Genomic DNA, 25073 nt, shown 5'->3' with positions numbered 1-25073 from the left:
AAAGGGCTGCAGAGCAGCCCCAAGGCTTGCAACACCGGATCCGACCATGACCGAAAAACCCACCCTGCACCCGAGAAACCGCCACCAAGGCCGCTACGACTTTCCCGCCCTGATCAAGGCCCACCCCGATCTGGCCCGTTTCACTATCACCAACCCCTACGGCAACCCCAGCATCGACTTTGCCAACCCCGAAGCCGTGCGCGTGTTCAACCGCGCCCTGCTCAAGGCACAGTACGGCATCCAGCACTGGGATATTCCGGCCGACTACTTGTGCCCGCCGATCCCTGGCCGCGCCGATTACCTGCACGTCCTCGCCGATCTGCTGGCTGCCGATAACGGCGGTGAAATCCCCCGCGGCCCTCAGGTGCGCGCGCTGGACATCGGCGTCGGCGCCAATTGCATCTATCCCCTGCTCGGCCACAGCGACTACCGCTGGAGCTTCCTCGGCTCCGATATCGACCCTGTGGCGCTTGCTTCGGCCAAGGCCATTGTGCAGGCCAATGGCCTCCATAAGGTCGTTGCCCTGCGCCAGCAAAGCAACAGCAAGCACATCTTCGGCGGCCTGCTACAGCCCGACGAGCGCTTCGATGTGACGCTGAGCAACCCACCCTTCCACAGCTCGCGCGACGAGGCTACCCGTGGCAGCCAGCGCAAATGGAAAAACCTCGGCAAGCAAGACCCCAAGCGCAAGCTGCCGGTGTTGAACTTCGGCGGGCAAAACAATGAGCTGTGGTGTGAAGGCGGCGAAATCCGCTTCGTCAGCCAGCTGATCAGCGAGAGCGTCGCCTGCGCGCCGCAGGTGCTGTGGTTCACCAGCCTGGTGTCCAAGGCGGGTAACCTGCCGGTGATCGAAGCCGCACTGAAAAAGGCTGGCGCCGTAGCAGTACAGACGCTGGCAATGGGCCAAGGGCAGAAACAGAGCCGCGTGGTTGCCTGGAGCTTCCACGACGCAGCTGCGCGCAAAGCCTGGCATGCGCAGCGCCAGGGCAAATCGCAGGCGTAAAAAAACCGCGCCCGGCAAGCCGGGCGCGGTTTATCCAAGCGTCGACAATTACTTGTTGACGGCGTCGGTCAGCACTTTCGCAGGTACGAACTTGACGACTTTCTTGGCAGCGATTTCGATGGCAGCGCCAGTCGAAGGGTTGCGGCCGGTACGGGCAGGACGCTCCGAGACTTTCAGCTTGCCGATGCCTGGCAGAGTGATTTCGGCGCCGTTTTCCAGTTGGTCGGCAACGATCTGGCCAAGTTGCTCCAGGGCGTTACGAGCGGTGGTTTTTGGCGCGTCGATTGCTTCGGCGATGTCGGCAATCAGTTGGTCTTTGGTCAATGCCATGGTGGTGTTCCTTCCCTAAAAAATTCAGAGGTTATGCAGCATGCTACGTCGGTATCGGGCCAGCCCGGTAATTCCGGCGGGCCGCGCCAATTGCGTATGTAGATACACAAATCGGCGTTTGGTTCGACATAACGCAAGTGATCTGCCAGCGATGCGCCATTGATGCAGCGCAAGACCGCGAAAAGTACCACAGGACTGGATAAATATCCGCTGTCGAGGCCGATTTAATGCAGCTAATTCGGGGCTTTTCACATAAATCGGCAAAAATTGAGCAAAAAACCAGCAACCGCTATTTGCGCCAACTTCTGGCCACTGCATCACTGGTGGTCTGGGTTAAACTTAGCCACTTTGCCCAGCGCCCCGCGAGTACTCGCAAACCGCGCTCCAGCTACTGCCGAGATTTTCCATGCCTATCCGTCATTGCATCGTCCACCTGATTGACAAGAAGCCCGATGGCAGCCCCGCCGTGCTCCACGCACGGGATAACGAGCTGGCTGCATCGGATGCCATCGAAAACCTCCTGGCCGACCTCAACGACAACTACAACGCCAAGCAGGGCAAGGCCTGGGGTTTCTTCCATGGTGAGTCCGGTGCCTACCCGTTCAGTGGCTGGCTCAAGCAGTACCTGAACGACGAGCAAGGCTTTACCGCCTTCAGTCGCACCGCCGTCGAGCACCTGCAAAAGCTGATGGAAGAGTCCAACCTCTCCACCGGCGGCCACGTGCTGTTCGCCCATTACCAGCAAGGCATGACCGAGTACCTGGCGATTGCCCTGCTGCACCACAGTGACGGCGTGGCCGTGAACGCCGAGCTCGACGTAACGCCCTCGCGCCACCTGGACCTGGGGCAGTTGCACCTGGCCGCACGGATCAACCTGTCGGAGTGGAAGAACAACCTCAATTCCAAACAGTACATCTCGTTCATCAAGGGCAAGAACGGCAAGAAGGTCTCGGAGTATTTCCGCGACTTCATCGGCTGCCAGGAAGGCGTCGACGGTCCCGGCGAAACGCGCACTCTGCTCAAGGCCTTCAGTGATTTCGTCGAGAGCGAAGACCTGCCGGAAGAGTCCGCGCGCGAGAAGACCCAGACCCTTGTCGACTACGCCACCAGCCAGACCAAGATGGGCGAGCCGGTCGGCCTTGAAGAGCTCTCCAGCTTGATCGACGAAGAGCGGCCCAAGGCGTTCTACGATCACATCCGCAACAAGGACTACGGCCTGTCGCCAGAGATCCCGGCGGATAAACGCACACTGAACCAGTTCCGCCGTTTCACCGGCCGTGCCGAAGGCTTGTCGATCAGCTTCGAGGCGCACTTGCTCGGGTCAAAAGTGGAGTATGACGAAGAAGCCGGCACTTTGATCATCAAGGGCCTGCCAACCCAGCTGATCGATCAGCTCAAGCGTCGGGCTGAGTAAAACCAGACCAGGACGCGACCAAGGCTTCCTTGGCCGACTTGCGCAGCTTCTTCACCAGCCGCTCCTGACGCAAAGCCTCGGAGCGGTCTGGCCAGGCTTCGACATAGACCAGCGCCTGCGCCGGGCTGGTCTTGAAATAGCGCGCACCACGCCCCTGCTGGTGCACCTTGAAGCGGCGCTGCGGATCATCACTTATACCGCAGTACAGCGAGCCATTCAGCGCGCGCACCAGGTATACGTACCAGGGTTTTTCCGCCAGAGGCGGAACTTGTTCACTCACGACTTTGCTCCTGCCCGGCATTAGCTTGATGAGCCCACATCAACGGGGCTTCATCATGTCCAAGAAAATCTTCGCCGCAACGCTGTCGTTTCCGTGGAACGAGGTGATCGTCGCAGCGTGGGATAAGGCCGAGTCCCCCGTAGGAACAGGCGGTTGGTGCAGACTAGACCAGCTCAACGGGCTCGGTTAAACGCCTGCAAGCCCTTGCGCGCTTGCTGACGCACCTTGTTCTGCAGCAGCGGCGTCCAACCCAGCAGCACGCCAGGCATGCCCAATGCCTGGCGCGACCAGCGCCACAAGTCGAAGTTGTCATGGTGCTCGGTGATCAGACCGTCCTCGATCACGAACCGTGCGCGGATATCGTTGATCACGGTACGCCCGGTCTGGCTGAACAGATAGGTTGCCACCCAATGCGCGCTGGCGCCGCCTGGCTCGCCACGCACTTGATCGAAGGTCAGGCTGAAGTCTTGCGCGCGCGAGGTGAGCATGCGCCACATGGCGCCCGCCTCCTGACCGCGCAAAGTACCGAAGACCGGGTCAGTGAAGACGATGTCCGCGCTGTAACAGGCGATCATGGCCTCGGCATCCAGGCGCTGGAACGCCTGGTAGAAGCGGGTAATCAGGGCGTGTGAGGTGTCGCTCATGCGTGGCATCCATGGTCCGGGTCAACAGCGGCACGATAAAGCCAGACGCCAAGGATTGCCACGCTCATTTGCCAGGTGAATGCCAGGCCCTGCTCAGCCTTGGATACGCTCACAGGTCACCTGTACATGCAGCGCCCGGCCGGCCTTGAGGCCAAACAGGATGGCACCGCCACCGATCACGGCAAAGATCCACCCCAAGGCAGCCCAGCCGCCCGTCAGATCATGCACCACACCAACGGCAAAGGGTCCCATCGACGCCAGGGTGTAACCGACGCCTTGAGCCATGCTCGACAGATTGGCGGCCACGTGGGCATCTTTGGAGCGCAGCACGATCAGGGTCAGCGCCAGGGCGAAAGTGCCGCCCTGCCCCAGCCCAAGCAACACCGCCCAGCCCCACAGCCCGCCCAACGGCGCGTACAAGCAGCCAAACAAACCCACCAGTGTTACCAGCATGACCAGCACAATCGCCAGCCGCTGATCCTTGCCGCGGGTCGCCAGCCACGGCGCACTCAGCGCGCTGATCAGCTGCACGATGACCGAACCGGACAACACCAGCCCTGCTTCGGTGGGGCTCAGGCCACGGCCGATCAGAATCGACGGCAGCCAGCCAAACACGATATACGCCAGCGACGACTGCAAGCCCATGTACAGCGTCACTTGCCACGCCAGCGGGTCACGCCACAGGCCACGCACGCGATAAGCGACCTTGTGCCCGGCATGCCGCTGCTTCGCCTGCGGCAACCACACCAGCATCGCCAGCAGCGCCGGCAGCATCCAGAAGCCCAGGCCGAGCGACCAGCTGTCGCCCAGGGCGTGGCTCAGCGGAACGGTGGCGCCAGCGGCCAGCGCTGCACCCAGGCACAAGGCCATGGTGTAGACACCGGTCAAAGTCCCGGCATGCTTGGGAAAGTCGCGCTTGACGATACCGGGCAAGAGCACGCCAATGACGCCGATACTCGCCCCCGCCAGCAGGCTGCCGAGAAATACTCCGGTCGCGCCGAACGTACTGCGCAGGACAATCCCCAGGGCCAACGTGAAGAGAATGCCCAATACCACCCGCTCACTGCCGAAGCGGCGTGCCAGCAACGGCGCCAGTGGCGCAAACAAACCCAGGCACAGCACCGGCAAGGTCGTCAGCAGGCCCGATTGCGCAGCACTCAAGCCCAGGCTCTCGGCAACCTGGCCGAGCACTGGCGCCATGCTCGACAGGGCCGGCCGCAGGTTCAGCGCAACCAGCACCAGCCCCAGCAGCAACAGCCAGGGCCGGTGAATGGCTGGCGGCTGCTGTTGCACCTGTTCGTCATCGGCCTCGGCATCGATCAGCAGTTCATCCAGTTCGGTCTCACGCACAGGCGCAGAGCGGGTCAGTTGGTCAGCCATGATGGTCTCGCAGTCAGGATTCGATAAGGGCCCGGCACAGACGCTTGGCCCGTTCCGGATCGCGTTGTTCAACCGCATCGAGAATCTCTCCGTGCAGATCGAACACCGCCTGGCAGCGCGGCAGCGCGCTCATGTTGCGTTCCAGGGCAGCGGCCACGACACCGGAGAAGTATCGGTACAGCTCGCTCAAGGCAGGGTTGTGCGCGGCATCGACCAGGCGCTGGTGGAACAGCAGATCGCAGTGCACATAGGTATCGAGGTCGGCGTGATAGTGCTCGGCGCTGCCGGCAAGGGCTGCGCGCAGCTCCAGCAGGTCCTGCTCGGTGCGCCGCAGGGCTGCCAGACCAATCGCTTCAGCCTCGAGAATGTGGCGGGTCTCGCGCGCCTGTTCGGGCGTGCAGCGGGCCATGGCCTGTATCGCGTGGAGCGGATCCTGCGCGGTACGCAGGTAGCTGCCATCACCCTGGCGGACTTCGACCAGACCGCTGAAAGCAAGCACGCGCATGGCCTCGCGTACGGTATTGCGGCTGATGCCGAGCTCGGCGGCCAGCTCTGGCTCGGTCGGCAGGCGCTCACCTACTTTCCAACTGCCCTCGACGATCCGCCGGCGCAACTGCTCGACCGCCAGCTCCACCAGCGAACGCTTGATCAGTTCATTTCCCATGCCGCAGCCAACTCAACCAATCATCCTACGAATTATCGGATTGTAACTGAAAGCTGGCCTGCCGCCACTTGGCATTTTTGTCAGTTGCGGCTGCGGTGCGGCTTTGGGAGGCTGTAGCGCTTTTTTACAGGGCTGAACGTGAATGCGTAACCACATAGCCATGGGTATCGTCATCGGGCTGGTGGTACTGACGCTGTTGCTGTTGGCGATCGTCATCAAGTCCGATGAGCAAAGCCGGCCCTCGCAAGTGAGGGCCGGGCCGCCTGGCTTACTCAGCCCAAGGCATCGACCAGCGCCTGGTTCATCTGCGGCGTACCGATGGTGATGCGCAGGAACTGGGCAACTCGCGCTTGTTTGAAGTGACGCACGATCACCCCTTGCTCGCGCAGGCGCGCCGCAAGCTCGGCAGCGTCGTGCTGCGGGTGGCGGGCAAAGATGAAGTTGGCCGCTGACGGCAGCACCTCGAAACCCTTGGCCTGCAGCTGCGCGACCAAGGCCTCGCGGCTGTCGATGACCTGGCGACAGGTCTCGTTGAAGTACTCGCGGTCCTCGAACGCTACCGCGGCGCCGACGATCGCCATGCGGTCGAGCGGATAGGAGTTGAAGCTGTTCTTGATCCGCTCCAGCGCATCGATCAGGTCCGGGTGGCCCACCGCCAAGCCTACCCGCAGGCCGGCCAGCGAGCGCGACTTGGACAAGGTCTGGGTGACCAGCAGGTTGTCGTAACGGTCGACCAGGCTGATCGCCGTCTGGCCGCCGAAGTCGATGTAGGCTTCGTCTACCACCACCACCGAGTCAGGGTTGGCCTGCAGCAACTGCTCGATCGCCTCCAGCGCCAACAGGCAGCCCGTAGGCGCGTTCGGGTTGGGGAAGATGATGCCGCCGTTGGGCTTGGCATAATCTTCGACGCGGATCTGGAACTGCTCGTCCAGGGCGATCTGCTCGAACGCAATGCCGTACAGACCGCAGTACACCGGATAGAAGCTGTAGCTCACATCAGGGAACAGCAGCGGCGCGCCGTGCTGGAACAGGCCATGGAAAATGTGCGCAAGCACCTCGTCCGAGCCATTGCCGACAAACACCTGGCCGCTGCTCACACCGTAATACTCGGCCACGGCCTGCTTGAGCCGGTCACTGTTAGGGTCCGGGTACAGCCGCAGGTTGTCGTTCAGCTCCCCACGCATGGCCTCCAGCGCCTTGGGCGACGGGCCATAGGGGTTTTCATTGGTGTTGAGCTTGATCAGGCGGGTCAGCTTGGGCTGCTCGCCGGGTACGTAAGGCACCAGGTCCTTGACGAATGGGCTCCAGAATCGACTCATGTTCAGTTGCCCTCGGCAGTGGTGCGGATACGGTATTCGGCGCTGCGGGCGTGGGCCGTCAGCGATTCGCCACGGGCCAGCACCGATGCGGTGTGGCCGAGCTCGGAAGCGCCCTGCTCGGAACAGAAGATGATCGACGAGCGCTTCTGGAAGTCATACACGCCCAACGGCGACGAGAAGCGCGCGGTGCCGGAGGTTGGCAGGACGTGGTTGGGGCCTGCGCAGTAATCGCCCAGCGCCTCGCTGGTGTGGCGGCCCATGAAGATCGCACCGGCGTGGCGGATCTGCGGCAGCCAGGCCTGCGGGTCGGCAACCGACAGTTCAAGGTGCTCCGGAGCAATCCGGTTGGCCACTTCGATGGCCTGCTGCATGTCGCGCACGTGGATCAGTGCACCACGGCCATTGATCGACTTTTCGATGATCTCGGCGCGCTCCAGGGTCGGCATCAGTTTGTCGATACTGGCCGCCACCCGATCCAGAAACTCCGCATCCGGGCTGACCAGAATGGCCTGGGCATCTTCATCGTGCTCGGCCTGGGAGAACAGGTCCATGGCGATCCAGTCCGGATCAGTCTGGCCGTCGCAGACCACCAGGATTTCCGACGGGCCGGCGATCATGTCGATGCCGACCTGACCGAACACATGGCGCTTGGCGGTGGCCACATAGATATTGCCCGGGCCGACGATCTTGTCGACCTGCGGCACGCTCTCGGTACCGTAGGCAAGCGCAGCCACGGCCTGAGCGCCGCCGACCGTGAACACCCGGTCAACCCCAGCGATGCAGGCCGCCGCGAGCACCAGCTCGTTGAGCTCGCCACGCGGCGTCGGCACCACCATGACTACTTCGCCAACACCGGCAACCTTGGCCGGAATCGCGTTCATCAACACCGACGACGGATAGGACGCTTTGCCGCCGGGAACGTACAAGCCAGCGCGGTCCAGTGGCGTGACCTTCTGGCCAAGCACGGTGCCGTCGGCTTCGGTGTACTGCCAGGAATCCTGCTTCTGCCGCTGGTGGTAGCTGCGCACGCGCTCGGCAGCTTTTTCCAGGGCTTCACGCTGGCTCGCGGTAATCCGCGTAAGCGCAAGCTCCAGCCGGGCACGGTCAAGAATCAGATCGTTAATGGAGGTCGCCTGCACGCCATCGAAACGCTGGGTGAACTCGACCAAGGCGGCATCACCGCGCTCACGGACGGCTTTGATGATGTCGAGCACGCGCTGGTTGACCGCGTCATCGGACACACTCTCCCAGCTCAGCAGATGATCCAGATGTCGGGCGAAATCCGGATCAGCGGCGTTGAGACGGGCAATTGCAGTGGACACGGTCATGGCGAGGGCCTCGAATAGTAGCGAATGCTCAGGCGCCCTAGGCTACCAGTCGATCCGCGCGGGCACCTGAGAAAATTGGCTATGGCGCGGATAGACGGGCACGACAGCGAAGGTCGTGCGCAGGAGTCAACCGCGGTGTCGCGACTCGACCGCTTGGCGCAGGGTGTCGATCAGGCTCTGGATGCGCGCATGCTGCATCTTCATCGAAGCCTTGTTCACTACCAGACGCGAGCTGACCATGGCGATCAGCTCTTGCGGCTCGAGGCCGTTGGCACGCAGGGTATTGCCGGTGTCGACCACGTCGATGATCTTGTCGGCGAGGTTGATCAGCGGCGCCAGCTCCATCGAGCCGTACAGCTTGATGATGTCGACCTGACGGCCCTGTTCGGCATAGTAACGCTTGGCAACATTGACGAACTTGGTGGCCACACGCAGACGGCCCTTAGGCTCGGGTGCGCCGACAACACCGGCGGTCATCAGCTTGCAGCAGGCGATCTGCAGGTCCAGCGGCTCATACAGGCCCTGGCCGCCGTACTCCATGAGCACGTCCTTGCCAGCCACACCGAGGTCGGCCGCCCCATGCTCGACATAGGTCGGCACGTCGGTGGCGCGCACGATCAGCAGGCGCACGTCATCCTGAGTCGTGGGGATGATCAGCTTGCGGCTCTTGTCCGGGTTCTCGGTGGGCACGATACCGGCTTCGGCCAGCAACGGCAGGGTATCGTCGAGAATGCGGCCTTTGGATAGCGCGATGGTCAACATGGCAAACGTCGGTCCTTAAGCGGCTACAGCAGCCGGGAGCAAAGCCCGGCTGCATTGAATTCGTTGGCGCGTCCATGCGCCTGGGCAGGTTAGCCCGGTACGCGGCGGATCTTCGCGCCGAGCATTTGCAGCTTCTCTTCGATGCACTCGTAACCACGGTCGATGTGGTAGATGCGATCGATCAAGGTGTCGCCCTCGGCAACCAGAGCCGACAACACCAGGCTCGCCGAGGCACGCAGGTCGGTGGCCATCACTGGCGCGCCCTTGAGGGTCTTGACCCCGGTAACGATGGCAGTGTTGCCTTCGACCTGGATGTGCGCGCCCATGCGGTGCATTTCGTAAACATGCATGAAGCGGTTTTCGAAGATCGTCTCGATCACTGCTCCAGTGCCTTCGGCAATGGCGTTGAGCGAGATGAACTGCGCCTGCATGTCGGTCGGGAACGCCGGATACGGAGCGGTGCGCAGGTTGACGGCTTTGGGCCGCTTGCCGTGCATGTTCAGCTCGATCCAGTCTTCGCCGGTGGTGATATCGGCGCCGGCTTCCTTGAGCTTCTCGAGGACTGCTTCAAGGATGGTCGGATCGGTGTCCTTGACCTTGACCCGACCGCCAGTGACGGCAGCCGCCACCAGGTAGGTGCCGGTTTCGATACGGTCAGGCATGACCCGGTAGTGGGCCGAGTGCAGACGCTCGACGCCATCGATGGTGATGGTGTCGGTGCCCGCGCCCTGGACGTTGGCACCCATGGCGATCAGGAAGTTGGCCAGGTCGACCACTTCCGGTTCGCGTGCGGCGTTCTGCAGAACGCTGCGGCCGCGGGCCAGAGCAGCAGCCATCATGATGTTTTCGGTGCCGGTCACGCTCACCGTGTCGAAGAAGAAGTGCGCACCGCGCAGGCCGCCTTCAGGCGCCTTGGCCTTGATGTAGCCGCCTTCGACTTCAATTTTTGCACCCATGGCCTCCAGGCCGCGGATGTGCAGGTCAACCGGACGCGAACCGATCGCGCAACCGCCAGGCAGGGCAACTTCAGCCTCGCCGAAGCGGGCAACCATCGGCCCCAGTACCAGAATCGAGGCGCGCATGGTCTTGACCAGCTCGTACGGCGCAACCAGTGTCTTGATTGCACGCGGATCGATTTCGACTGCCAGCTTCTCGTCGATCACAGGCTCGATGCCCATGCGCCCGAACAGCTCGATCATGGTGGTGATGTCGTGCAGGTGCGGCAGGTTGCCGACGGTCACTGGACCATCGCACAGCAGCGTTGCTGCAAGGATCGGCAGGGCAGCGTTCTTTGCCCCGGAAATGCGGATCTCGCCATCGAGACGAGGGCCGCCAGTAATAATCAGTTTGTCCATTAGGATCTCGCCGCCAAGTTGGCTCAGGTGCGCTCAGCCCAGGCTGCGCTGCTGAAAAATTTCATGGTTACCGCGTGGATACTGCCATCGGCAATCCACGGATTCAGGTGAGCATAGATCGCCTGTTGACGCTTTACCGGGCTCTGCCCCGCCAGCTCGTCGCTGATCACGTTCAACTGGAAGTTGCAGCCTTCGCCTTCAACTTCGACCCGGGTTCCGGGCAATTTCGCTTCAAGGAAGCTCTTAACTTCTACGGCCTGCATGCTCAACCTCAATCGGCGCCCTGTGCGCGCGGGTCGGCCATCATACAAAAAAGCCCCTCGCCTGCGAAGCCCATCAATGGGCTCGCTGACCGAGGGGCCTTTTCACCTTGCCGGGCAATCAGCCCGCCAACACTTCGTCGAGGTCATAGACCTCGGCGATTTCACGCATGTCCTCAGGCATGCCACGCAGTGCCCAGGACTTGCCTGCGGCCTGCGCATCACGCATGAACGCCAGCAGTAACGACAAGCCGACACTGCTCGACTTGACCACCGCCGAGCAGTCCAGCATTACCTGCTGCTCACCACAGGCGGCAATCAGTGCCTTGCCCTGCTTGCGCAGGGCGGGGCCGGTGCGAAAGTCCAGCACGCCGGCCAGACGCAGCACGCCCGGCTCGGCCATGCTTACGCTGGTTTCACTCATTTGACTGCCTTCTCCGGCGAACTGTCGGCGGTTTGCTTGGCCTTGGCCACTTCACCTGCCCAGCCGTCGATGGTCTTGTCCAGGTCGTTGCCATTGCGCGACATGGCGTCGGCGAACTGGTCACGGAACAGCTTGCCTATGTTGATGCCGTTGACGATGACGTTACGCACCTTCCACTCGCCATCCAGTTTGACCATGGTGTATTGCACCGGGTAAATCGAACCATTGGTACCAGTGACCTTCATGCCCACGCTGGTGCGGTCACCTTCATCGCCCTTGGCAGGGTCGAGGGTGATGCCCTGGTTGTTGTACTCGAGCAAGGCATTGCCATAGAACTGCATCAAGCTGCGCTTGAAGTTCTCCTGGAAGCGCTGCATCTGCGCAGGCGTGGCCTTGCGCGAATACTTGACGGTCATGATGCTCTTGGAGATGCCATCAGCGTCGACCACCGGGCCGAGGTTGCTGTTGAGAGCATCGTAGAACGCCTGCGGGTCAGCCTTGTATTGCTGCTTGTTGGCCTTGAGGTCGCTGAGCAACTGATCGGTAGTGGTCTGAATCACTTCTCGGGCGGTTTGCCCAGGTGCAGCGGTGGTCAGCAGGGGGAAAGCCGCCAGCAGGACCAGCAAACCGCGTCGCAGGATCGAGATCATGGAAACTCCTTAATTAGCTGGGTTGGCTTCTTTCGGTTCTTTGCCAACGGTATTGAGCAGGAACTTGCCAATCAGATCTTCCAGTACCAGGGCAGACTGGGTGTCATGGATGGTGCTGTCATCTTTGAGCACCTGATCCTCACCACCCACGCTGATACCGATGTACTTCTCGCCGAGCAACCCGGCGGTCAGGATCGATGCAGTGGAGTCGACCGGCAGATTATCGACGTTCTTGTCCAGCTGCAGCGTGACCCGACCGGTGTAGGAATCGCGATCCAGATCGATGGCCGTGACCTTGCCGATGGTCACACCGGCCATGGTCACTTTAGCTCTGACCGTCAAACCGGCGATATTGTCGAAGTACGCGTAAACTTTATAGGTATCGCTGGTCGGGCTGGCCGACAGCCCGCTGACACGCAGGGCCAGCAGCAGCAACGCCAGGATCCCGGCCAGGAGGAACAGGCCGACACCGATTTCCAGGGTGCGGTTTTGCATCAGAAATCTCCAAACATCAAGGCGGTCAGAATAAAGTCCAGACCCAGCACTGCCAACGAGGCATAGACCACGGTCTTGGTGGTGGCACGGCTGATCCCCTCTGAAGTGGGCTCACAGTCATACCCCTGGAAAACGGCAATCCAGGTCACGACGAAGGCAAACACCAGGCTTTTGACCAGGCCGTTGAGCACGTCATCGGTGAATGAAACACTGTTCTGCATGTTGGCCCAGAACGAACCTTCGTAGACACCCAGCCAGTCGACTGCCACCCACGAGCCACCCCAGATGCCCACCACGCTGAACATCAGCGCCAGCAGCGGCAGCGAAATGAAGCCGGCCCACAGCCGCGGTGCAACGATGTACTTGAGTGGGTCGACGCCGATCATTTCCAGGCTCGACAACTGCTCGGTCGACTTCATGTTGCCGATTTCGGCAGTCAGCGCAGAGCCGGCGCGACCGGCAAACAGCAGCGCAGTGACGACCGGGCCGAGTTCGCGCAACAGCGTCAGAGCAACCATCTGCCCGACCGCTTGCTCGGAGCCGTATTTGGTGAGGATGCTGTAGCCCTGCAGGGCCAGCACCATGCCGATGAACATGCCGGAGACGACAATGATCGCCAGCGACAGCACGCCGACTGAATAAAGCTGCTTGACCAGCAGCTGGAAGCCACCGCCAAGCCCGCTCCGGCCGACCAGGGCATGGCCCAGGAACAGGCACGAACGACCCAGTACTGCCACTACATCGATGGCCGAGCGACCGAGCAGGCGTACGCGTTCAAGTAAGGATCTTCGGCGCATCAACGCGTCCCCAGCAGATCGGCGCGGTAGTCAGGCGCAGGAAAATGGAAAGGTACCGGTCCGTCCGGATCGCCCTTCATGAATTGGCGGATGCGCGGATTGTCCGAGCCCATCAGCTCGTCCGGAGTGCCCTGACCCAGCACCTGGCCATCACCCACTACGTAGATGTAGTCGGCGATGCTCGCGGTTTCCGCCAGGTCGTGCGACACGACGATACTGGTAATGCCAAGGGCATCGTTGAGCAGACGGATCAAACGCACCAGAACACCCATCGCGATAGGATCCTGGCCGACGAATGGCTCGTCGTACATGAGAATCTGCGGGTCCAGGGCAATTGCCCGCGCCAACGCCACCCGCCGCTTCATGCCGCCGGAGAGTTCGTCGGGCATCAGGTCGATGGCGCCGCGCAGGCCAACGGCCTGCAGTTTCATCAGGACGATGTCGCGGATCATCTCTTCCGACAGCTCGGTGTGCACCCGCAGCGGGAAGGCAACGTTCTCGAACACATCGAGGTCGGTGAACAATGCACCGCTCTGAAACAGCACGCCCATCTGCTTGCGTGCATCGAACAGATCACTGCGCGACAGCGTCGGCAAATTCTGCCCGGCCACCCACACTTCGCCGCTGGCGGGGCGCAGCTGGGCGCCCATCAGGCGCAACAGGGTGGTCTTGCCGCACCCCGATGGCCCCATGATGCCAGTGACCTTTCCGCGCGGAATGCGGATGTCGACATTACTGAAAATGCTGCGCGAACCGCGCTTGAAGGTAACCCCCTTCAACTCGACCGCGTAGGCGCTATCCACACTCATCTAGACTCCTTGCAATACAGCCTCGTCCAATGGACGCCTGCCCTCATCGTGAAGGCACACACGCCCCACCCGGGCCGAATCAGCGGCGAACTATAGCACCGCAGGCGAGCCCGCCCCAAGGCTATCGCAGCGTCATTCAGGCGAATGACAGGCGGCTGCGGCAGGCTTATGACAATCCAGTGATGAGCCTTTCGCACATTGCGGCTATAATCGGCGCCTTTTCATCAGGCATTGCTTTTCGACATGAGCCAATCCAGCGAGCTGATCCAATCTGCCCAGCGCACTTTGCGCCTGGAACTCGAGGCTGTTGAGGGCCTGTTGCCGCGTATCGACGACAATTTCGTCAAGGCCTGCGAACTGATTCTGGCCAGCAAAGGCCGTGTGGTCGTGGTTGGCATGGGCAAGTCCGGGCATATCGGCAACAAGATCGCGGCGACCCTGGCCAGTACCGGTACGCCGTCATTTTTTGTCCATCCGGCCGAAGCCAGCCACGGTGACATGGGCATGATCACCCGTGATGACGTGATCCTGGCGCTGTCCAACTCCGGCAGCACTGCCGAGATCGTTACCCTGCTGCCATTGATCAAGCGCCTTGGCATTCAGCTGATCAGCCTCACCGGCAACCCCGATTCACAGCTGGCGCAAGCGGCCGAGGCCAACCTCGATGCGCGCGTGGCGCAGGAAGCCTGCCCGCTGAACCTGGCACCAACTTCCTCGACCACCACAGCGCTGGTGCTCGGCGACGCCCTCGCGATCGCCCTGCTTGAGGCCCGCGGCTTCTCGGCCGAGGATTTCGCCTTCTCGCACCCCGGCGGCGCCCTTGGCCGACGTTTGCTGCTCAAGGTCGAAAACGTCATGCACTCGGGCGACGAGCTGCCGCAGGTGCGACGTGGCACCCTGCTCAAGGAAGCGCTGCTGGAAATGTCCCGTAAAGGTTTGGGCATGACCGTCGTGCTGGAAAACGACGGTACCCTGGCTGGCGTGTTCACTGACGGCGACCTGCGCCGCAGCCTGGACCGCAATATCGATGTACACACCACCCTGATCGATGAGGTGATGACCGTGCACGGCAAGACTGCCCGCGCCGAGATGCTCGCCGCTGAAGCCTTGAAGATCATGGAAGACCACAAGATCGGCGCCCTCGTCGTGGTCGATCAGCACGATCGCCCGACCGGCGCGCTGAACATGCACGACCTGCTCCGCGCCGGAGTCATGTGATGAACGGAGATGCCATGAGCGAAGACATCCTGCAACGCGGCAAAGCCATCAAGCTGGCCGTTTTCGACGTCGACGGTGTGCTCACCGACGGCCGCCTTTACTTCCTTGAAGACGGCAGCGAATTCAAGACCTTCAACACCCTCGACGGCCAGGGCATCAAGATGCTCATGGCCTCGGGTGTGACCACGGCAATCATCAGCGGGCGCAAGACCCCGGTGGTCGAGCGTCGGGCGAAGAACCTCGGCATCCCGCACCTGTTTCAGGGCCGCGAGGATAAACTGGTGGTTCTGGACGGCCTGCTCGCTGAACTGGGCCTAAGCTATGAGCAGGTCGCCTACCTGGGCGACGACCTGCCCGACCTGCCAGTGATTCGCCGGGTCGGCCTGGGCATGGCCGTAGCCAATGCTGCCGTGTTCGTCCGCCAGAACGCCCACGGGGTAACCCAGGCCCGCGGCGGCGAAGGTGCTGCCCGCGAGTTCTGTGAACTGATCATGCAGGCCCAGGGTACCCTGGACGCTGCCAACGCCAACTACCTGTAAGGCCGCACATGTTCAGCAAAAAAGCTAAAAACATCGCGCTGCTGGGGCTGATCGCTGCCCTGCTGGTAGCGGTCGGCTACTGGAACGTCAGCCCAGAGAGCTTCCTCGACAAGCCACAGGCCCAGGTCGACGAAAGCGCCATCGACTACTATGCGATCAATGCCCACAGCGTGCAGTTCTTGCCTGACGGCAAGATGCAATATGAAATGACCGCCGACAAGGTCGAGCACCTCAAGGCCAGCGAAGTCACACTGCTGACCACGCCAGACCTGCACATGTATCGCGGCACCGCGTATCCCTGGCATGTCCAGAGCGTGCGTGCCGAGGTCAACCCGGATGGCACCGAGGTCGAGCTGATCGACAAGGTACGGGTTGCTCGCACCGACGAAAAACAACGCGAAACCATCATTACCAGCACGCGCATGACGGTGTTCCCGCAGAAGCAATATGCGCAGACCGAGCAAGCCGTTAGAATCGACGGCGCCGGCGGCACCACCACCGGCGTTGGCATGAAAGCGTATTTGAAAGACGGCAGGATGGACCTGCTGTCCAACGTAAGAGGACAGTATGAGGCTCGTTAAAACCCTCCCTTTTTTGCTCAGCCTGAGCGCAGCACTGGGAAGCGCGAGCGCCTTGGCCCTGCCGAACGATCGTGACCAGCCAATTCGTATCCAGGCCGACGACGCTCACCTGGATGACAAACAAGGCGTAGCTACCTACCGCGGCGACGTGATCATCACCCAAGGTTCGATGATGATCAAAGGCAACACCGTGACCATGACCCGTGCCGCCAATGGCGACATCGACGTGGTGACTTCGGTGGGCAACCTGGCCTACTTCGAGCAACAGCAGGATGCCGCCAAGCCCGACAAGATGAAAGGCTGGGCCGTGACGATTCAATACCAGGCGCAAAAAGACACGGTGATTCTGACCGACCGCGCCAAGGTCGAGAATGAAAGCAACACCACCGAAGGCGAGAAGATCGTCTACAACACCAAGTCGCAGGTCGCAACCGCAGGCAATGCCGGTGGCGCCGCCACGACCAAGCGTCCGCGCATCGACATGGTGATCCAGCCGAAGAAGAAGGCCGAGTAAATGGCGACTCTCAAAGCCCAGCATCTGGCCAAGAGCTACAAGGGCCGCCAGGTGGTTCGCGACGTCAGCCTGTCGATCGACAGCGGCCAGATCGTCGGCTTGCTCGGCCCCAACGGTGCCGGCAAGACCACCTGCTTCTACATGATCGTCGGCCTGGTTCAGGCCGATCAGGGCCGCGTGCTGATCGACAACAATGACGTCAGCCACCAACCCATGCACGGCCGCGCCCGTGCCGGGATTGGCTACCTGCCGCAGGAAGCGTCGATTTTCCGCAAGCTGTCGGTTGCCGACAACATCATGGCGATCCTCGAAACGCGCAAGGAACTCGACCGTGACGGCCGTCGCAAGGAGCTGGAAAGCCTGCTGCAGGAATTCCATATCAGCCACATCCGCGACAACCTCGGCATGAGCCTTTCCGGTGGCGAACGCCGCCGTGTCGAGATTGCCCGCGCCCTGGCCACCGCACCCAAGTTCATTCTGCTGGATGAACCGTTCGCTGGCGTCGACCCGATCTCGGTAGGTGACATCAAGCAGATCATTCATCACCTCAAGGCCAAGGGTATCGGTGTGCTGATCACCGACCACAACGTCCGCGAGACGCTGGATATCTGTGAGACAGCCTACATCGTCAACGATGGTCAACTGATCGCCGAAGGCGATGCCGAGACCATTCTGGCCAACGATCTGGTCAAGGAAGTCTACCTGGGCCACGAGTTCCGGCTCTGAGGCCCTTGCCTGGGCACTGGCAGCAGCAAGCTAAAACAGCTTAAGTGTTACAGTGCTCTAGGCAAACGCTACAAATTAAGGCATATAACTTGCTTGAAATTGGCGCCGCGGCGCCCTTCGTGTAGTGGATGGCGCAGATGCGCCGGCGGACAAGGTATTAAGCCCAAGCTATGAAACCATCGCTCGTCCTAAAAATGGGCCAGCAACTGACGATGACCCCGCAGTTGCAACAGGCCATTCGTCTGCTTCAGCTCTCGACCCTGGACCTCCAACAGGAAATTCAGGAAGCGCTGGAATCCAACCCGATGCTCGAACGCCAGGAAGACGGCGAAGACTTCGACAACAGCGACCCGCTGGCCGACAGTGCCGAAAGCAAGCCAAGCGCCGAAAACCTGGAGAACAGCTTCCAGGACAGCGGTTTTCAGGATGGCAGCCTGCAGGAAGGCAGCGCCGCCAGTCAGAACCTTGAAGAAGGCGACTGGAACGAGCGCATTCCCAACGAACTACCGGTCGACACCGCCTGGGAAGATGTCTACCAGACCAGCGCCAGCAGCCTGCCCAGCAACGACGATGACGAGTGGGACTTCACCACCCGCACCTCTGCTGGCGAGAGCCTGCAAAGCCACTTGCTGTGGCAACTGAACCTGGCGCCGATGTCCGATACCGATCGCCTGATTGCAGTAACGCTGATCGACAGCATCAACCAGCAAGGCTATCTGGAAGACACCCTCGAAGAAATCTGCGCAGGCTTTGACCCGGAGCTAGACATAGAGCTCGATGAAGTCGAGGCCGTGCTGCACCGTATTCAACAGTTCGAACCCGCCGGCGTTGCCGCACGCAACCTGGGCGAGTGCCTGCTGCTGCAGCTGCGTCAGTTGCCGGCCAATACGCTTTGGTTGACCGAGGCCAAGCGCCTGGTCAGCGACTTCATCGATATGCTCGGCAGCCGCGACTACAGCCAGCTGATGCGCCGTATGAAGCTCAAGGAAGACGAGCTGCGGCAGGTCATCGAGCTGGTGCAGAGCCTCAATCCGCGGCCTGGTTCGCAGATCGAGTCGAGCGAGCCGGAGTACGTGGTGCCTGACGTGATCGTGCGCAAGGACACCGACCGCTGGCTGGTCGAGCTGAACCAGGAGGCCATGCCGCGCCTGCGGGTCAACCCGCAATATGCAGGCTTTGTCCGCCGCGCCGATACCAGCGCCGACAACACCTTCATGCGCAACCAGTTGCAGGAAGCGCGCTGGTTCATCAAGAGCCTGCAGAGCCGCAACGAGACCTTGATGAAGGTCGCCACGCAGATCGTCGAGCACCAGCGCGATTTTCTCGAGTACGGCGACGAGGCGATGAAACCGTTGGTGCTGCATGACATCGCCGAAGCAGTGGGCATGCATGAGTCGACCATCTCCCGCGTCACCACCCAGAAGTACATGCACACTCCGCGTGGCATCTTTGAGTTGAAATACTTTTTCTCGAGCCACGTCAGCACCTCCGAAGGCGGTGAATGCTCGTCCACGGCGATCCGCGCGATCATCAAGAAACTGGTTGCAGCGGAAAATCAGAAAAAGCCATTGAGTGACAGCAAGATCGCTGGTTTACTGGAGGCACAAGGCATCCAGGTAGCCCGTCGCACCGTCGCCAAGTACCGCGAGTCGCTCGGCATAGCACCGTCGAGTGAACGCAAGCGACTGATGTAGCCCCGGGATGTGCCACAGCGTTTTTGTGGCAGGTGCAAGACCTGCCTCTTTATGCACGGGCAACAAAGGAGAAGCTGTATGCAAGTCAACATCAGTGGACACCATGTAGAAGTAACCCCACCACTGCGCGACTACGTCGAGCAGAAGCTGAAGAGACTCGCAGGGCACTTTGACAAGATCACCAACGTTACGGTGATCATGAAAGTCGAGAAACTGCAGCAGAAGATCGAAGCGACTCTGCAGATTCCGGGCGGCGAAGTGGTTGCCAATGCCGAAGATCTAGACATGTATGCAGCCATCGACAATTTGGCTGACAAGCTCGACCGCCAACTGAAAAAACACAAGGAAAAACAGCAAAGTCTCCTGCAAGGTGCAGCTGCTCGCTGATCCCCCTCATCCATGATCCGACTTGAAACCATCCTGACCCCCGGCCGTTCCCTGGTGAACGTGCCGGGCGTCAGCAGTAAGAAACGCGCCCTCGAAGAAATCGCCAAGGTCGTAGCCAGCGAAGTCAGCGAGCTCGACCAGCAAGAAGTCTTCGAGAAGCTGATCGCCCGCGAAAAACTGGGCTCCACCGGGTTCGGCAATGGCATCGCCATTCCGCACTGCCGCCTCAAAGGCTGCGCCAATCCGGTCAGCGCCCTGCTCCACCTGGATCATCCAATCGATTTCGACGCCATCGATGGCGCCCCCGTGGACCTGCTGTTCGTCCTGCTGGTGCCCGAAGCTGCCACCGATGCTCACCTTGAGCTGTTGCGCCAGATTGCCAGCATGCTCGATCGCGAAGATGTGCGTAAGCGTCTGCGCGCTGCGAGAGACAACAAGGCCTTGTACCAGGTCGTCCTGGACGTGCAAAACGGGAGCTGAGCATGCGCCTGATCATCGTCAGCGGCCGCTCTGGCTCCGGCAAGAGCACTGCACTTGCCGTGCTGGAAGACAATGGCTTCTACTGCATCGACAACCTGCCCGCCGGGTTGCTGCCGCAGCTGGCTGAAAACGCGTTGATCAATACCGAGCTGATGCAGCCCAAGGTTGCCGTCTCGATTGATGCGCGCAACCTGCCAGGCCATCTGTCACGCTTCCCCGAGCTGCTCGAGGATGCCCGCGCACGGCACATCCAGTGCGATGTGCTGTACCTGGACGCTGACGAAGACACCCTGCTCAAGCGCTTCTCCGAAACGCGCCGGCGTCACCCACTGACCAACGCCAATCGCTCGCTGGCCGAAGCCATTCGGGTCGAGAGCGATATGCTCGGGCCGATTGCCGACCTTGCCGACCTGAAGATCGATACCACCAACCTCAACCTTTACCAGCTTCGCGATTCGATCAAGCTGCGCCTGCTCAACCAACCCGAGCCGGGTACGGCGTTTTTAGTTGAGTCGTTTGGCTTCAAGCGGGGCATGCCGGTAGACGCCGACCTGGTGTTCGACGTGCGCTGCCTGCCCAATCCGTACTGGAAGCCGGAAATCCGCGAGCACTCAGGCCTGGATCAGCCAGTCATCGATTACCTGGCTGCGCAGCCGGATGTCGAAGAGATGTTCCAGGACATCTCCAGCTATCTGCTCAAATGGCTGCCGCGCTTCGCCGCAAGCAACCGTGCCTATGTCACCATCGCCATCGGCTGCACCGGCGGCCACCATCGCTCGGTGTACCTGACCGAGCGCCTCGGCCAGGTTCTGCAGCAATCCTTGAAAAACGTCCAGGTCCGCCACCGCGACCTCTAGCCCACAGGATTTACCCGAACATGCCCGCCCGCGAAATCACCATCATCAACAAGCTGGGCCTGCACGCCCGAGCGGCCGCCAAGTTCGTCGGCGTGGCCGGGCGCTTTCCTTGCCAGGTGAGGGTCGGCCGGGCGCCAGACAAGCTGGTCGATGGCAAAAGCATCATGGCGGTGATGATGCTCGCAGCGGGCAAGGGCACTCAGGTGCACCTGTTCACCGAGGGCGAGCAGGAAGACGAGGCACTCCAGGCCGTGGTGGATTTGATCAACAACTACTTCGACGAAGGCGAATAACGCCCCGCCGCTGCCTGGTCCAGCGCTGCCGCAGCGCTGGACCAGCAAACGGTCACGACATGGCCGTGTCCATCACCATCATCAGGCAGAAGCCCACGCACAGCCCCAGGCTTGCCAGGCGATAGTTGCCGTTGCTGCGTGATTCCGGAATGATCTCCTGCGTCACCACCAGCAACATCGCTCCCGCCGCGCAGGCCAGGCCCAGCGGTAACAGCAGTTCGGCAACATTCACTAGCCACGCGCAGATCACTGCTGCCAGCGGCTCGACCAGGCCCGAGGCCGCGCCGATCAAGAAAGCCTTGAGGCGCGACATCCCCGCCCCGGCCAGCACCAAGGCGATCACCAGACCTTCCGGCACATCCTGCAGGGCGATGCCCATGGCCAGGCTGTCGGCGTCCGGCATGCCGCCACCGGCCGATACGCCAATGGCCATCCCTTCAGGAATGTTATGGGCAATGATGGCAATCACGAACAGCCAGATCCGCGCGGCGATAACCGGCTGATTGCCGTTACCGACCAAGGCTTCGGGTGAAGCACCCGAGACCTTGAGGTCGACCAGAAACAGGCAAAGCGCGCCGAACAGCAGGCCGAAACTGATCAGCCCACCGGCGCCCCATGGGCTGAAACCGATCGCCTGTGCAGCGGCCAGGCCCGGCATGATCAGCGAGAACGCAGTCGCTGCCAGCATCACTCCAGCGCCGAAACCGAGCAAGGTGTCAGCCACCGCTACCGGCATATTGCGGATCACCAACACCGGCACCGCGCCCAGCGCAGTACCCAGAGCGCACAGTGCACCGCCCTCCAGAGCCCGCAGCATGCGCGGCTCCAGGCCCAGCCAATCGATCCCGCGTGCCACTAGCAGCGCAGTCCCGACCAGCAACAGCACAGTCCCAAGCGCCAGACGAAACAGGCGCACACTGCTGACAGACATCACCTGCGAGCGCATACCGGTTAGGCTCACTTCAAGGCTTGCTGATAGCGGCGTTCCACTTCGGCCCAATCGACCACGTTGTAGAACGCGCCAATGTATTCAGGCCGGCGGTTCTGATACTTCAGGTAGTAGGCGTGCTCCCATACGTCCAGGCCGAGGATCGGCGTGTTGCCGTGCATCAGCGGGCTGTCCTGGTTGCCGCTGCTCTCGACCACCAGTTGCTTGGTCGGGGTCACGCTGAGCCAGGCCCAGCCACTGCCGAAGCGGCTCAGCGCAGCCTTGGTGAAAGCCTCCTTGAAAGCATCAAAGCCACCTAATTGCTGCTCGATGGCCTTGGCCACCTCGCCTTGCGGCACGCCGCCGCCATTGGGCGCCATAACAGTCCAGAACAAGCTGTGGTTGGCGTGGCCACCGCCCTGGTTGATCACCGCTGCCTGCAACTTTTCAGGCAATTGCTTGACCGCGCCAACCAGTTTTTCCACCGGCCACTCAGCCCACTCGGTGCCTTCGATGGCCGCGTTGAGGTTGTTGATGTAGGTCTGGTGATGCTTGCTGTGGTGGATTTCCATGGTCTGGGCGTCGATGTGCGGCTCCAGCGCATCGTAGGCGTACGGCAGTGCAGGCAAGGTATGCGGCATGTCAGTGGATTCCGTAATTATGTGAGTGAGGTGCAACTTCCGGCGCAGCAATCAGCTCGCTCGCCGCGCCAGCCTGGCGGTTGAGCAAGCGCGCGGTGCGCGGGTACTGGCCGTACTCGGCAATGAAATTGAGCAGCTCGGTGTAGGTACGTGCGCTGTGGCGCAGTGCCGCCTCGCGTAGCGGCTGCGGCAGTCGTGGCTCGTGGCTGGCCTGCAGCAGGCGCTGGTGGGCAGCGCAGAGGTAATCCGCGCTTTCGTGGGGTTGGTTCAGGCGCAGGTGCAGATCGGCCAGGTTGTGATGGGCGATGACCAGTGCGGCAACCGCCTCGTCAACGTCATGCCAGCGCTCGAGCAGCACCTGGGCCAGGGCCAGCGCTTGCAGGTAATACTCCCGAGCGTCGACCCAGTCGCCTTGGGCAAACAGCCGGTTGGCGTGATCGGTGGTGCGTTTCCAGTGCTGCATGACGTGCCTCCTGGACGGTCAGATACCGCCAGCGGTGAGTTTTTCCGGGTCAAGCAAGGCTTCGAGCTGGTCACGCGAGAGGTCGGTGTGCTCCAACGCCACGTCGATGATCGGCCGGCCTTGCTTGTAAGCGGTCTTGGCGATCTCGGCGGCCTTCAGGTAGCCGATGATCGGGTTCAGCGCGGTGACCAGAATCGGGTTGCGCGCCAGGGCTTCCTTGAGCTTGCTTTCATTGACCTTGAAGGTCGCGATGGCCTTGTCGGCCAGCAAGCGGCTGGCGTTGGCCATCAGCTCGATGCTCTCCAGCAGGTTGCGAGCGATTAGCGGCAGCATCACGTTGAGTTCGAAGTTGCCCGACTGTCCGGCCACGGCGATGGTGGCGTCGTTGCCGATGACTTGTGCAGCCACCATGGCGGTCGCCTCGGGAATTACCGGGTTGACCTTGCCCGGCATGATCGAAGAGCCAGGCTGCAGGGCCTGCAGTTCGATCTCGCCCAGGCCCGCCAGCGGGCCGGAGTTCATCCAGCGCAGGTCGTTGGCGATCTTGGTCAGGGCAACGGCGGTGGTTTTCAGCTGGCCAGACAGCGCCACGGCAGTGTCCTGCGAACCGATCAGGGCAAACAGGTTGTCACCGGGGGTGAATTCGATCGCGGTCAGGCCGCTCAGCTGGCGGGCGAAACCGGCGGCGAACTGCGGGTGAGCGTTGATCCCGGTACCTACCGCAGTGCCGCCCTGGGCCAGCGCCTGCAGGCTCGGCAGGGTCGCTTCAAGATGGCTCAAGGCAGCGCGGATCTGTGCCGCCCAGCCAGCCAATACCTGGCTCATGCGCACCGGCATGGCATCCATCAGGTGAGTGCGGCCGGTCTTGACGTACTGATGCACCTCGACGGCCTTGGCATCGATCACCTGCACCAGGTGGCGCAGTGCCGGCAGCAACTGCTCGTGCATGGCCAGCGCAGCGCTGACATGGATGGTAGTGGGGATGATGTCGTTGCTGCTCTGGCCACAGTTGACGTGGTCATTAGCGTTGACTGGCTCGCCCTGGACGCGGCTGGCCAAGGTGGCAATCACCTCGTTGGCGTTCATGTTCGAGCTGGTACCAGAACCCGTCTGATAAACGTCGACCGGGAAGTGCTGAATGAAATCCTCGGCCAGCAACTGCTCGACCGCCTGGACGATGGCCTGGCCTTGCGCCGGCGAGATCTGCTCGAGTTCGACGTTGGCCTTGGCCGCTGCCGCCTTGGCCAGCAACAGTGCACGGATGAACTGCACCGGCATGCGCTGGCCGCTGATCGGGAAGTTATCGACCGCGCGCTGGGTCTGAGCGCCATACAGGGCCTGGGCCGGCACCTGCAGTTCACCCATGCTGTCACGCTCGATACGGGTATTACTCATGGTCAATTCCTTGCAACAGTTCGTCGGGGGAAATCGAAGGCAGCAGCACGCAATTGGCGAGCTGCATGGCATAGGGCTGCCAGCGCTGGTTCTGCTCGAGGCGATCGAGGCTGCGCAGGTCCAGCAGCGGCCGCCAGGCCTGGTCCAGGCACTGCGCGCGCCAGTGCCAGGGCAGCATGCGGTCGCTGGCGGTATCTAGCAGCAGGCGCAGGGAAGTCAGGGCGACGGTCCATGGCGAGGTCGCGGTGCAGCACACCAGGTAGCGACCTTCGGCCAGGTAATGCTCGATCAGTCGCGGCTCGTCGGGGTCGAGCGCGCAGCGAATGCGCCGGCTCAGCCAACGCCAGTTTTCCAGGTAGGGCAACTCATGGAGTACGGTATTCATGAATATCATCACTGCTGGACGGTGTAATGATATTCATTATTAAGTGATAAATAGAATC

General features: G+C 61.5%; 32 protein-coding genes. 12 read left to right on the top strand and 20 right to left on the bottom strand.

The genetic code is table 11. The features are described from left to right. Nucleotides 1-46 precede the first annotated feature (46 nt). On the top strand, nt 47-1003 hold the full coding sequence (gene rlmF / locus ACIOAU_RS00645) for a 23S rRNA (adenine(1618)-N(6))-methyltransferase RlmF (protein WP_401179347.1): 957 nt from the start codon (nt 47-49) through the stop codon (nt 1001-1003). Nucleotides 1004-1051: 48 nt separating this feature from the next. Here rlmF and ACIOAU_RS00640 read toward each other — a convergent pair whose 3' ends face one another. After that, a complete protein-coding gene (locus tag ACIOAU_RS00640) occupies nt 1052-1333 on the bottom strand; it encodes an HU family DNA-binding protein (protein ID WP_029613585.1) in 282 nt (93 codons plus the stop codon). Nucleotides 1334-1739: 406 nt separating this feature from the next. Between ACIOAU_RS00640 and yejK the strand changes: the two genes are divergently transcribed. Further along, nucleotides 1740-2747 carry a nucleoid-associated protein YejK gene (gene yejK / locus ACIOAU_RS00635; protein ID WP_101316898.1) on the top strand — a complete coding sequence of 336 codons (1008 nt, stop codon included), beginning with the start codon at nt 1740-1742 and terminating at the stop codon, nt 2745-2747. Here yejK and ACIOAU_RS00630 read toward each other — a convergent pair. The 14 genes from ACIOAU_RS00630 to ACIOAU_RS00565 form a co-directional block, all read right to left on the bottom strand. Further along, complete coding sequence (locus ACIOAU_RS00630) at nt 2728-3027, bottom strand: GIY-YIG nuclease family protein (RefSeq protein ID WP_259075721.1); 300 nt, start codon at nt 3025-3027, stop codon at nt 2728-2730. The genes yejK and ACIOAU_RS00630 overlap by 20 nt on opposite strands. A gap of 173 nt (nt 3028-3200) precedes the next feature. Continuing rightward, entirely contained in the window at nt 3201-3671 is a 471-nt protein-coding gene (locus tag ACIOAU_RS00625) for a nuclear transport factor 2 family protein (RefSeq protein WP_401179342.1), read from the bottom strand. 93 nt (nt 3672-3764) lie between these two features. Beyond that, complete coding sequence (locus ACIOAU_RS00620) at nt 3765-5051, bottom strand: MFS transporter (protein ID WP_101316892.1); 1287 nt, start codon at nt 5049-5051, stop codon at nt 3765-3767. A 13-nt stretch (nt 5052-5064) separates the two neighbouring features. Continuing rightward, on the bottom strand, nt 5065-5715 hold the full coding sequence (locus ACIOAU_RS00615; RefSeq protein ID WP_101316890.1) for a FadR/GntR family transcriptional regulator: 651 nt from the start codon (nt 5713-5715) through the stop codon (nt 5065-5067). 272 nt (nt 5716-5987) lie between these two features. Next, nucleotides 5988-7034 (bottom strand): histidinol-phosphate transaminase, encoded by a 1047-nt coding sequence (gene hisC / locus ACIOAU_RS00610; protein WP_101316888.1) that lies wholly within the window; start codon nt 7032-7034, stop codon nt 5988-5990. A gap of 2 nt (nt 7035-7036) precedes the next feature. After that, the gene (hisD, locus tag ACIOAU_RS00605) at nt 7037-8362 is read right to left on the bottom strand and encodes a histidinol dehydrogenase (protein ID WP_101316886.1); all 1326 of its coding nucleotides are present in this window, start codon (nt 8360-8362) and stop codon (nt 7037-7039) included. 126 nt (nt 8363-8488) lie between these two features. Then, the gene (hisG, locus tag ACIOAU_RS00600; protein WP_101316884.1) at nt 8489-9124 is read right to left on the bottom strand and encodes an ATP phosphoribosyltransferase; all 636 of its coding nucleotides are present in this window, start codon (nt 9122-9124) and stop codon (nt 8489-8491) included. Between the two features lie 89 nt (nt 9125-9213). After that, nucleotides 9214-10479 carry a UDP-N-acetylglucosamine 1-carboxyvinyltransferase gene (gene murA, locus ACIOAU_RS00595; protein WP_101316882.1) on the bottom strand — a complete coding sequence of 422 codons (1266 nt, stop codon included), beginning with the start codon at nt 10477-10479 and terminating at the stop codon, nt 9214-9216. A 23-nt stretch (nt 10480-10502) separates the two neighbouring features. Next, nucleotides 10503-10742 (bottom strand): BolA family protein, encoded by a 240-nt coding sequence (locus tag ACIOAU_RS00590; protein ID WP_101316880.1) that lies wholly within the window; start codon nt 10740-10742, stop codon nt 10503-10505. A 118-nt stretch (nt 10743-10860) separates the two neighbouring features. Beyond that, nucleotides 10861-11163, bottom strand: a complete 303-nt coding sequence (locus tag ACIOAU_RS00585; protein ID WP_401179334.1) for a lipid asymmetry maintenance protein MlaB — start codon at nt 11161-11163, stop codon at nt 10861-10863. After that, nucleotides 11160-11813: a phospholipid-binding protein MlaC gene (locus tag ACIOAU_RS00580; protein ID WP_101316876.1), complete on the bottom strand. Its 654-nt coding sequence runs from the start codon at nt 11811-11813 to the stop codon at nt 11160-11162. Before ACIOAU_RS00580 ends, ACIOAU_RS00585 begins: the two co-directional genes overlap by 4 nt. Nucleotides 11814-11822: 9 nt before the next feature. Beyond that, complete coding sequence (gene mlaD, locus ACIOAU_RS00575) at nt 11823-12308, bottom strand: outer membrane lipid asymmetry maintenance protein MlaD (RefSeq protein ID WP_101316874.1); 486 nt, start codon at nt 12306-12308, stop codon at nt 11823-11825. Next, on the bottom strand, nt 12308-13105 hold the full coding sequence (gene mlaE, locus ACIOAU_RS00570) for a lipid asymmetry maintenance ABC transporter permease subunit MlaE (protein ID WP_340612963.1): 798 nt from the start codon (nt 13103-13105) through the stop codon (nt 12308-12310). Before mlaE ends, mlaD begins: the two co-directional genes overlap by 1 nt. Further along, entirely contained in the window at nt 13105-13914 is an 810-nt protein-coding gene (locus tag ACIOAU_RS00565) for an ATP-binding cassette domain-containing protein (protein ID WP_101316869.1), read from the bottom strand. Before ACIOAU_RS00565 ends, mlaE begins: the two co-directional genes overlap by 1 nt. A 243-nt stretch (nt 13915-14157) precedes the next feature. On the opposite strand from ACIOAU_RS00565, the gene ACIOAU_RS00560 reads away from it, so the two are divergent. The 10 genes from ACIOAU_RS00560 (at nt 14158) to ACIOAU_RS00515 (ending at nt 21203) form a co-directional block, all read left to right on the top strand. Next, a complete protein-coding gene (locus ACIOAU_RS00560; protein ID WP_401179328.1) occupies nt 14158-15132 on the top strand; it encodes an SIS domain-containing protein in 975 nt (324 codons plus the stop codon). Nucleotides 15133-15146: 14 nt separating this feature from the next. Beyond that, nucleotides 15147-15671 (top strand): HAD family hydrolase, encoded by a 525-nt coding sequence (locus ACIOAU_RS00555; RefSeq protein WP_101322952.1) that lies wholly within the window; start codon nt 15147-15149, stop codon nt 15669-15671. An 8-nt stretch (nt 15672-15679) separates the two neighbouring features. Then, nucleotides 15680-16252, top strand: a complete 573-nt coding sequence (gene lptC, locus ACIOAU_RS00550) for an LPS export ABC transporter periplasmic protein LptC (RefSeq protein WP_103436181.1) — start codon at nt 15680-15682, stop codon at nt 16250-16252. After that, the gene (gene lptA, locus ACIOAU_RS00545; RefSeq protein ID WP_101316862.1) at nt 16239-16766 is read left to right on the top strand and encodes a lipopolysaccharide transport periplasmic protein LptA; all 528 of its coding nucleotides are present in this window, start codon (nt 16239-16241) and stop codon (nt 16764-16766) included. The genes lptC and lptA overlap by 14 nt, the downstream gene beginning before the upstream one ends. Then, on the top strand, nt 16767-17492 hold the full coding sequence (lptB, locus tag ACIOAU_RS00540; RefSeq protein ID WP_101316860.1) for an LPS export ABC transporter ATP-binding protein: 726 nt from the start codon (nt 16767-16769) through the stop codon (nt 17490-17492). A 170-nt stretch (nt 17493-17662) separates the two neighbouring features. After that, entirely contained in the window at nt 17663-19186 is a 1524-nt protein-coding gene (locus tag ACIOAU_RS00535) for an RNA polymerase factor sigma-54 (protein WP_401179322.1), read from the top strand. Between the two features lie 78 nt (nt 19187-19264). Beyond that, nucleotides 19265-19573, top strand: coding sequence for a ribosome hibernation-promoting factor, HPF/YfiA family (gene hpf, locus ACIOAU_RS00530; protein WP_101316856.1), 309 nt, complete (start codon nt 19265-19267; stop codon nt 19571-19573). Between the two features lie 12 nt (nt 19574-19585). Beyond that, nucleotides 19586-20053, top strand: coding sequence for a PTS IIA-like nitrogen regulatory protein PtsN (ptsN, locus tag ACIOAU_RS00525; protein ID WP_101316854.1), 468 nt, complete (start codon nt 19586-19588; stop codon nt 20051-20053). 2 nt (nt 20054-20055) lie between these two features. Beyond that, on the top strand, nt 20056-20910 hold the full coding sequence (gene rapZ / locus ACIOAU_RS00520) for an RNase adapter RapZ (protein WP_101316852.1): 855 nt from the start codon (nt 20056-20058) through the stop codon (nt 20908-20910). Nucleotides 20911-20930: 20 nt separating this feature from the next. Further along, nucleotides 20931-21203 carry an HPr family phosphocarrier protein gene (locus tag ACIOAU_RS00515; RefSeq protein WP_101316850.1) on the top strand — a complete coding sequence of 91 codons (273 nt, stop codon included), beginning with the start codon at nt 20931-20933 and terminating at the stop codon, nt 21201-21203. Between the two features lie 52 nt (nt 21204-21255). On the opposite strand, the gene ACIOAU_RS00510 is transcribed toward ACIOAU_RS00515, so the two are convergent. The 5 genes from ACIOAU_RS00510 to ACIOAU_RS00490 are packed head-to-tail and all read right to left on the bottom strand — an operon-like array spanning nt 21256 to nt 25024. Beyond that, entirely contained in the window at nt 21256-22149 is an 894-nt protein-coding gene (locus ACIOAU_RS00510) for a ZIP family metal transporter (RefSeq protein ID WP_101316848.1), read from the bottom strand. Between the two features lie 11 nt (nt 22150-22160). Beyond that, nucleotides 22161-22772, bottom strand: a complete 612-nt coding sequence (locus tag ACIOAU_RS00505; RefSeq protein WP_150572060.1) for a superoxide dismutase — start codon at nt 22770-22772, stop codon at nt 22161-22163. A 1-nt stretch (nt 22773) separates the two neighbouring features. Beyond that, nucleotides 22774-23235 (bottom strand): hypothetical protein, encoded by a 462-nt coding sequence (locus ACIOAU_RS00500; RefSeq protein WP_101316843.1) that lies wholly within the window; start codon nt 23233-23235, stop codon nt 22774-22776. Between the two features lie 18 nt (nt 23236-23253). Next, nucleotides 23254-24630: a class II fumarate hydratase gene (locus tag ACIOAU_RS00495; protein WP_401179315.1), complete on the bottom strand. Its 1377-nt coding sequence runs from the start codon at nt 24628-24630 to the stop codon at nt 23254-23256. Further along, nucleotides 24623-25024 carry a FagA protein gene (locus ACIOAU_RS00490; RefSeq protein WP_178080747.1) on the bottom strand — a complete coding sequence of 134 codons (402 nt, stop codon included), beginning with the start codon at nt 25022-25024 and terminating at the stop codon, nt 24623-24625. Before ACIOAU_RS00490 ends, ACIOAU_RS00495 begins: the two co-directional genes overlap by 8 nt. Nucleotides 25025-25073: the final 49 nt, after the last annotated feature.

The organism is Pseudomonas sp. NPDC088322 (assembly GCF_044740745.1).
GTDB lineage: Bacteria > Pseudomonadota > Gammaproteobacteria > Pseudomonadales > Pseudomonadaceae > Aquipseudomonas > Aquipseudomonas shirazensis.
The sequence above is the reverse complement of the archived record's forward strand: the minus strand, read 5'-3'. Positions and strand labels throughout refer to the sequence as shown.

Coding starts and splice junctions, on each gene's coding strand:
- rlmF (WP_401179347.1), top strand. CDS start 47: ATGACCGAAAAACCCACCCTGCACCCGAGAAACCGCCACCAAGGCCGC.
- ACIOAU_RS00640 (WP_029613585.1), bottom strand. CDS start 1,333: ATGGCATTGACCAAAGACCAACTGATTGCCGACATCGCCGAAGCAATC.
- yejK (WP_101316898.1), top strand. CDS start 1,740: ATGCCTATCCGTCATTGCATCGTCCACCTGATTGACAAGAAGCCCGAT.
- ACIOAU_RS00625 (WP_401179342.1), bottom strand. CDS start 3,671: ATGAGCGACACCTCACACGCCCTGATTACCCGCTTCTACCAGGCGTTC.
- ACIOAU_RS00620 (WP_101316892.1), bottom strand. CDS start 5,051: ATGGCTGACCAACTGACCCGCTCTGCGCCTGTGCGTGAGACCGAACTG.
- ACIOAU_RS00615 (WP_101316890.1), bottom strand. CDS start 5,715: ATGGGAAATGAACTGATCAAGCGTTCGCTGGTGGAGCTGGCGGTCGAG.
- hisC (WP_101316888.1), bottom strand. CDS start 7,034: ATGAGTCGATTCTGGAGCCCATTCGTCAAGGACCTGGTGCCTTACGTA.
- hisD (WP_101316886.1), bottom strand. CDS start 8,362: ATGACCGTGTCCACTGCAATTGCCCGTCTCAACGCCGCTGATCCGGAT.
- hisG (WP_101316884.1), bottom strand. CDS start 9,124: ATGTTGACCATCGCGCTATCCAAAGGCCGCATTCTCGACGATACCCTG.
- murA (WP_101316882.1), bottom strand. CDS start 10,479: ATGGACAAACTGATTATTACTGGCGGCCCTCGTCTCGATGGCGAGATC.
- ACIOAU_RS00590 (WP_101316880.1), bottom strand. CDS start 10,742: ATGCAGGCCGTAGAAGTTAAGAGCTTCCTTGAAGCGAAATTGCCCGGA.
- ACIOAU_RS00585 (WP_401179334.1), bottom strand. CDS start 11,163: ATGAGTGAAACCAGCGTAAGCATGGCCGAGCCGGGCGTGCTGCGTCTG.
- ACIOAU_RS00580 (WP_101316876.1), bottom strand. CDS start 11,813: ATGATCTCGATCCTGCGACGCGGTTTGCTGGTCCTGCTGGCGGCTTTC.
- mlaD (WP_101316874.1), bottom strand. CDS start 12,308: ATGCAAAACCGCACCCTGGAAATCGGTGTCGGCCTGTTCCTCCTGGCC.
- mlaE (WP_340612963.1), bottom strand. CDS start 13,105: ATGCGCCGAAGATCCTTACTTGAACGCGTACGCCTGCTCGGTCGCTCG.
- ACIOAU_RS00565 (WP_101316869.1), bottom strand. CDS start 13,914: ATGAGTGTGGATAGCGCCTACGCGGTCGAGTTGAAGGGGGTTACCTTC.
- ACIOAU_RS00560 (WP_401179328.1), top strand. CDS start 14,158: ATGAGCCAATCCAGCGAGCTGATCCAATCTGCCCAGCGCACTTTGCGC.
- ACIOAU_RS00555 (WP_101322952.1), top strand. CDS start 15,147: ATGAGCGAAGACATCCTGCAACGCGGCAAAGCCATCAAGCTGGCCGTT.
- lptC (WP_103436181.1), top strand. CDS start 15,680: ATGTTCAGCAAAAAAGCTAAAAACATCGCGCTGCTGGGGCTGATCGCT.
- lptA (WP_101316862.1), top strand. CDS start 16,239: ATGAGGCTCGTTAAAACCCTCCCTTTTTTGCTCAGCCTGAGCGCAGCA.
- lptB (WP_101316860.1), top strand. CDS start 16,767: ATGGCGACTCTCAAAGCCCAGCATCTGGCCAAGAGCTACAAGGGCCGC.
- ACIOAU_RS00535 (WP_401179322.1), top strand. CDS start 17,663: ATGAAACCATCGCTCGTCCTAAAAATGGGCCAGCAACTGACGATGACC.
- hpf (WP_101316856.1), top strand. CDS start 19,265: ATGCAAGTCAACATCAGTGGACACCATGTAGAAGTAACCCCACCACTG.
- ptsN (WP_101316854.1), top strand. CDS start 19,586: ATGATCCGACTTGAAACCATCCTGACCCCCGGCCGTTCCCTGGTGAAC.
- rapZ (WP_101316852.1), top strand. CDS start 20,056: ATGCGCCTGATCATCGTCAGCGGCCGCTCTGGCTCCGGCAAGAGCACT.
- ACIOAU_RS00515 (WP_101316850.1), top strand. CDS start 20,931: ATGCCCGCCCGCGAAATCACCATCATCAACAAGCTGGGCCTGCACGCC.
- ACIOAU_RS00510 (WP_101316848.1), bottom strand. CDS start 22,149: ATGCGCTCGCAGGTGATGTCTGTCAGCAGTGTGCGCCTGTTTCGTCTG.
- ACIOAU_RS00505 (WP_150572060.1), bottom strand. CDS start 22,772: ATGCCGCATACCTTGCCTGCACTGCCGTACGCCTACGATGCGCTGGAG.
- ACIOAU_RS00500 (WP_101316843.1), bottom strand. CDS start 23,235: ATGCAGCACTGGAAACGCACCACCGATCACGCCAACCGGCTGTTTGCC.
- ACIOAU_RS00495 (WP_401179315.1), bottom strand. CDS start 24,630: ATGAGTAATACCCGTATCGAGCGTGACAGCATGGGTGAACTGCAGGTG.
- ACIOAU_RS00490 (WP_178080747.1), bottom strand. CDS start 25,024: ATGATATTCATGAATACCGTACTCCATGAGTTGCCCTACCTGGAAAAC.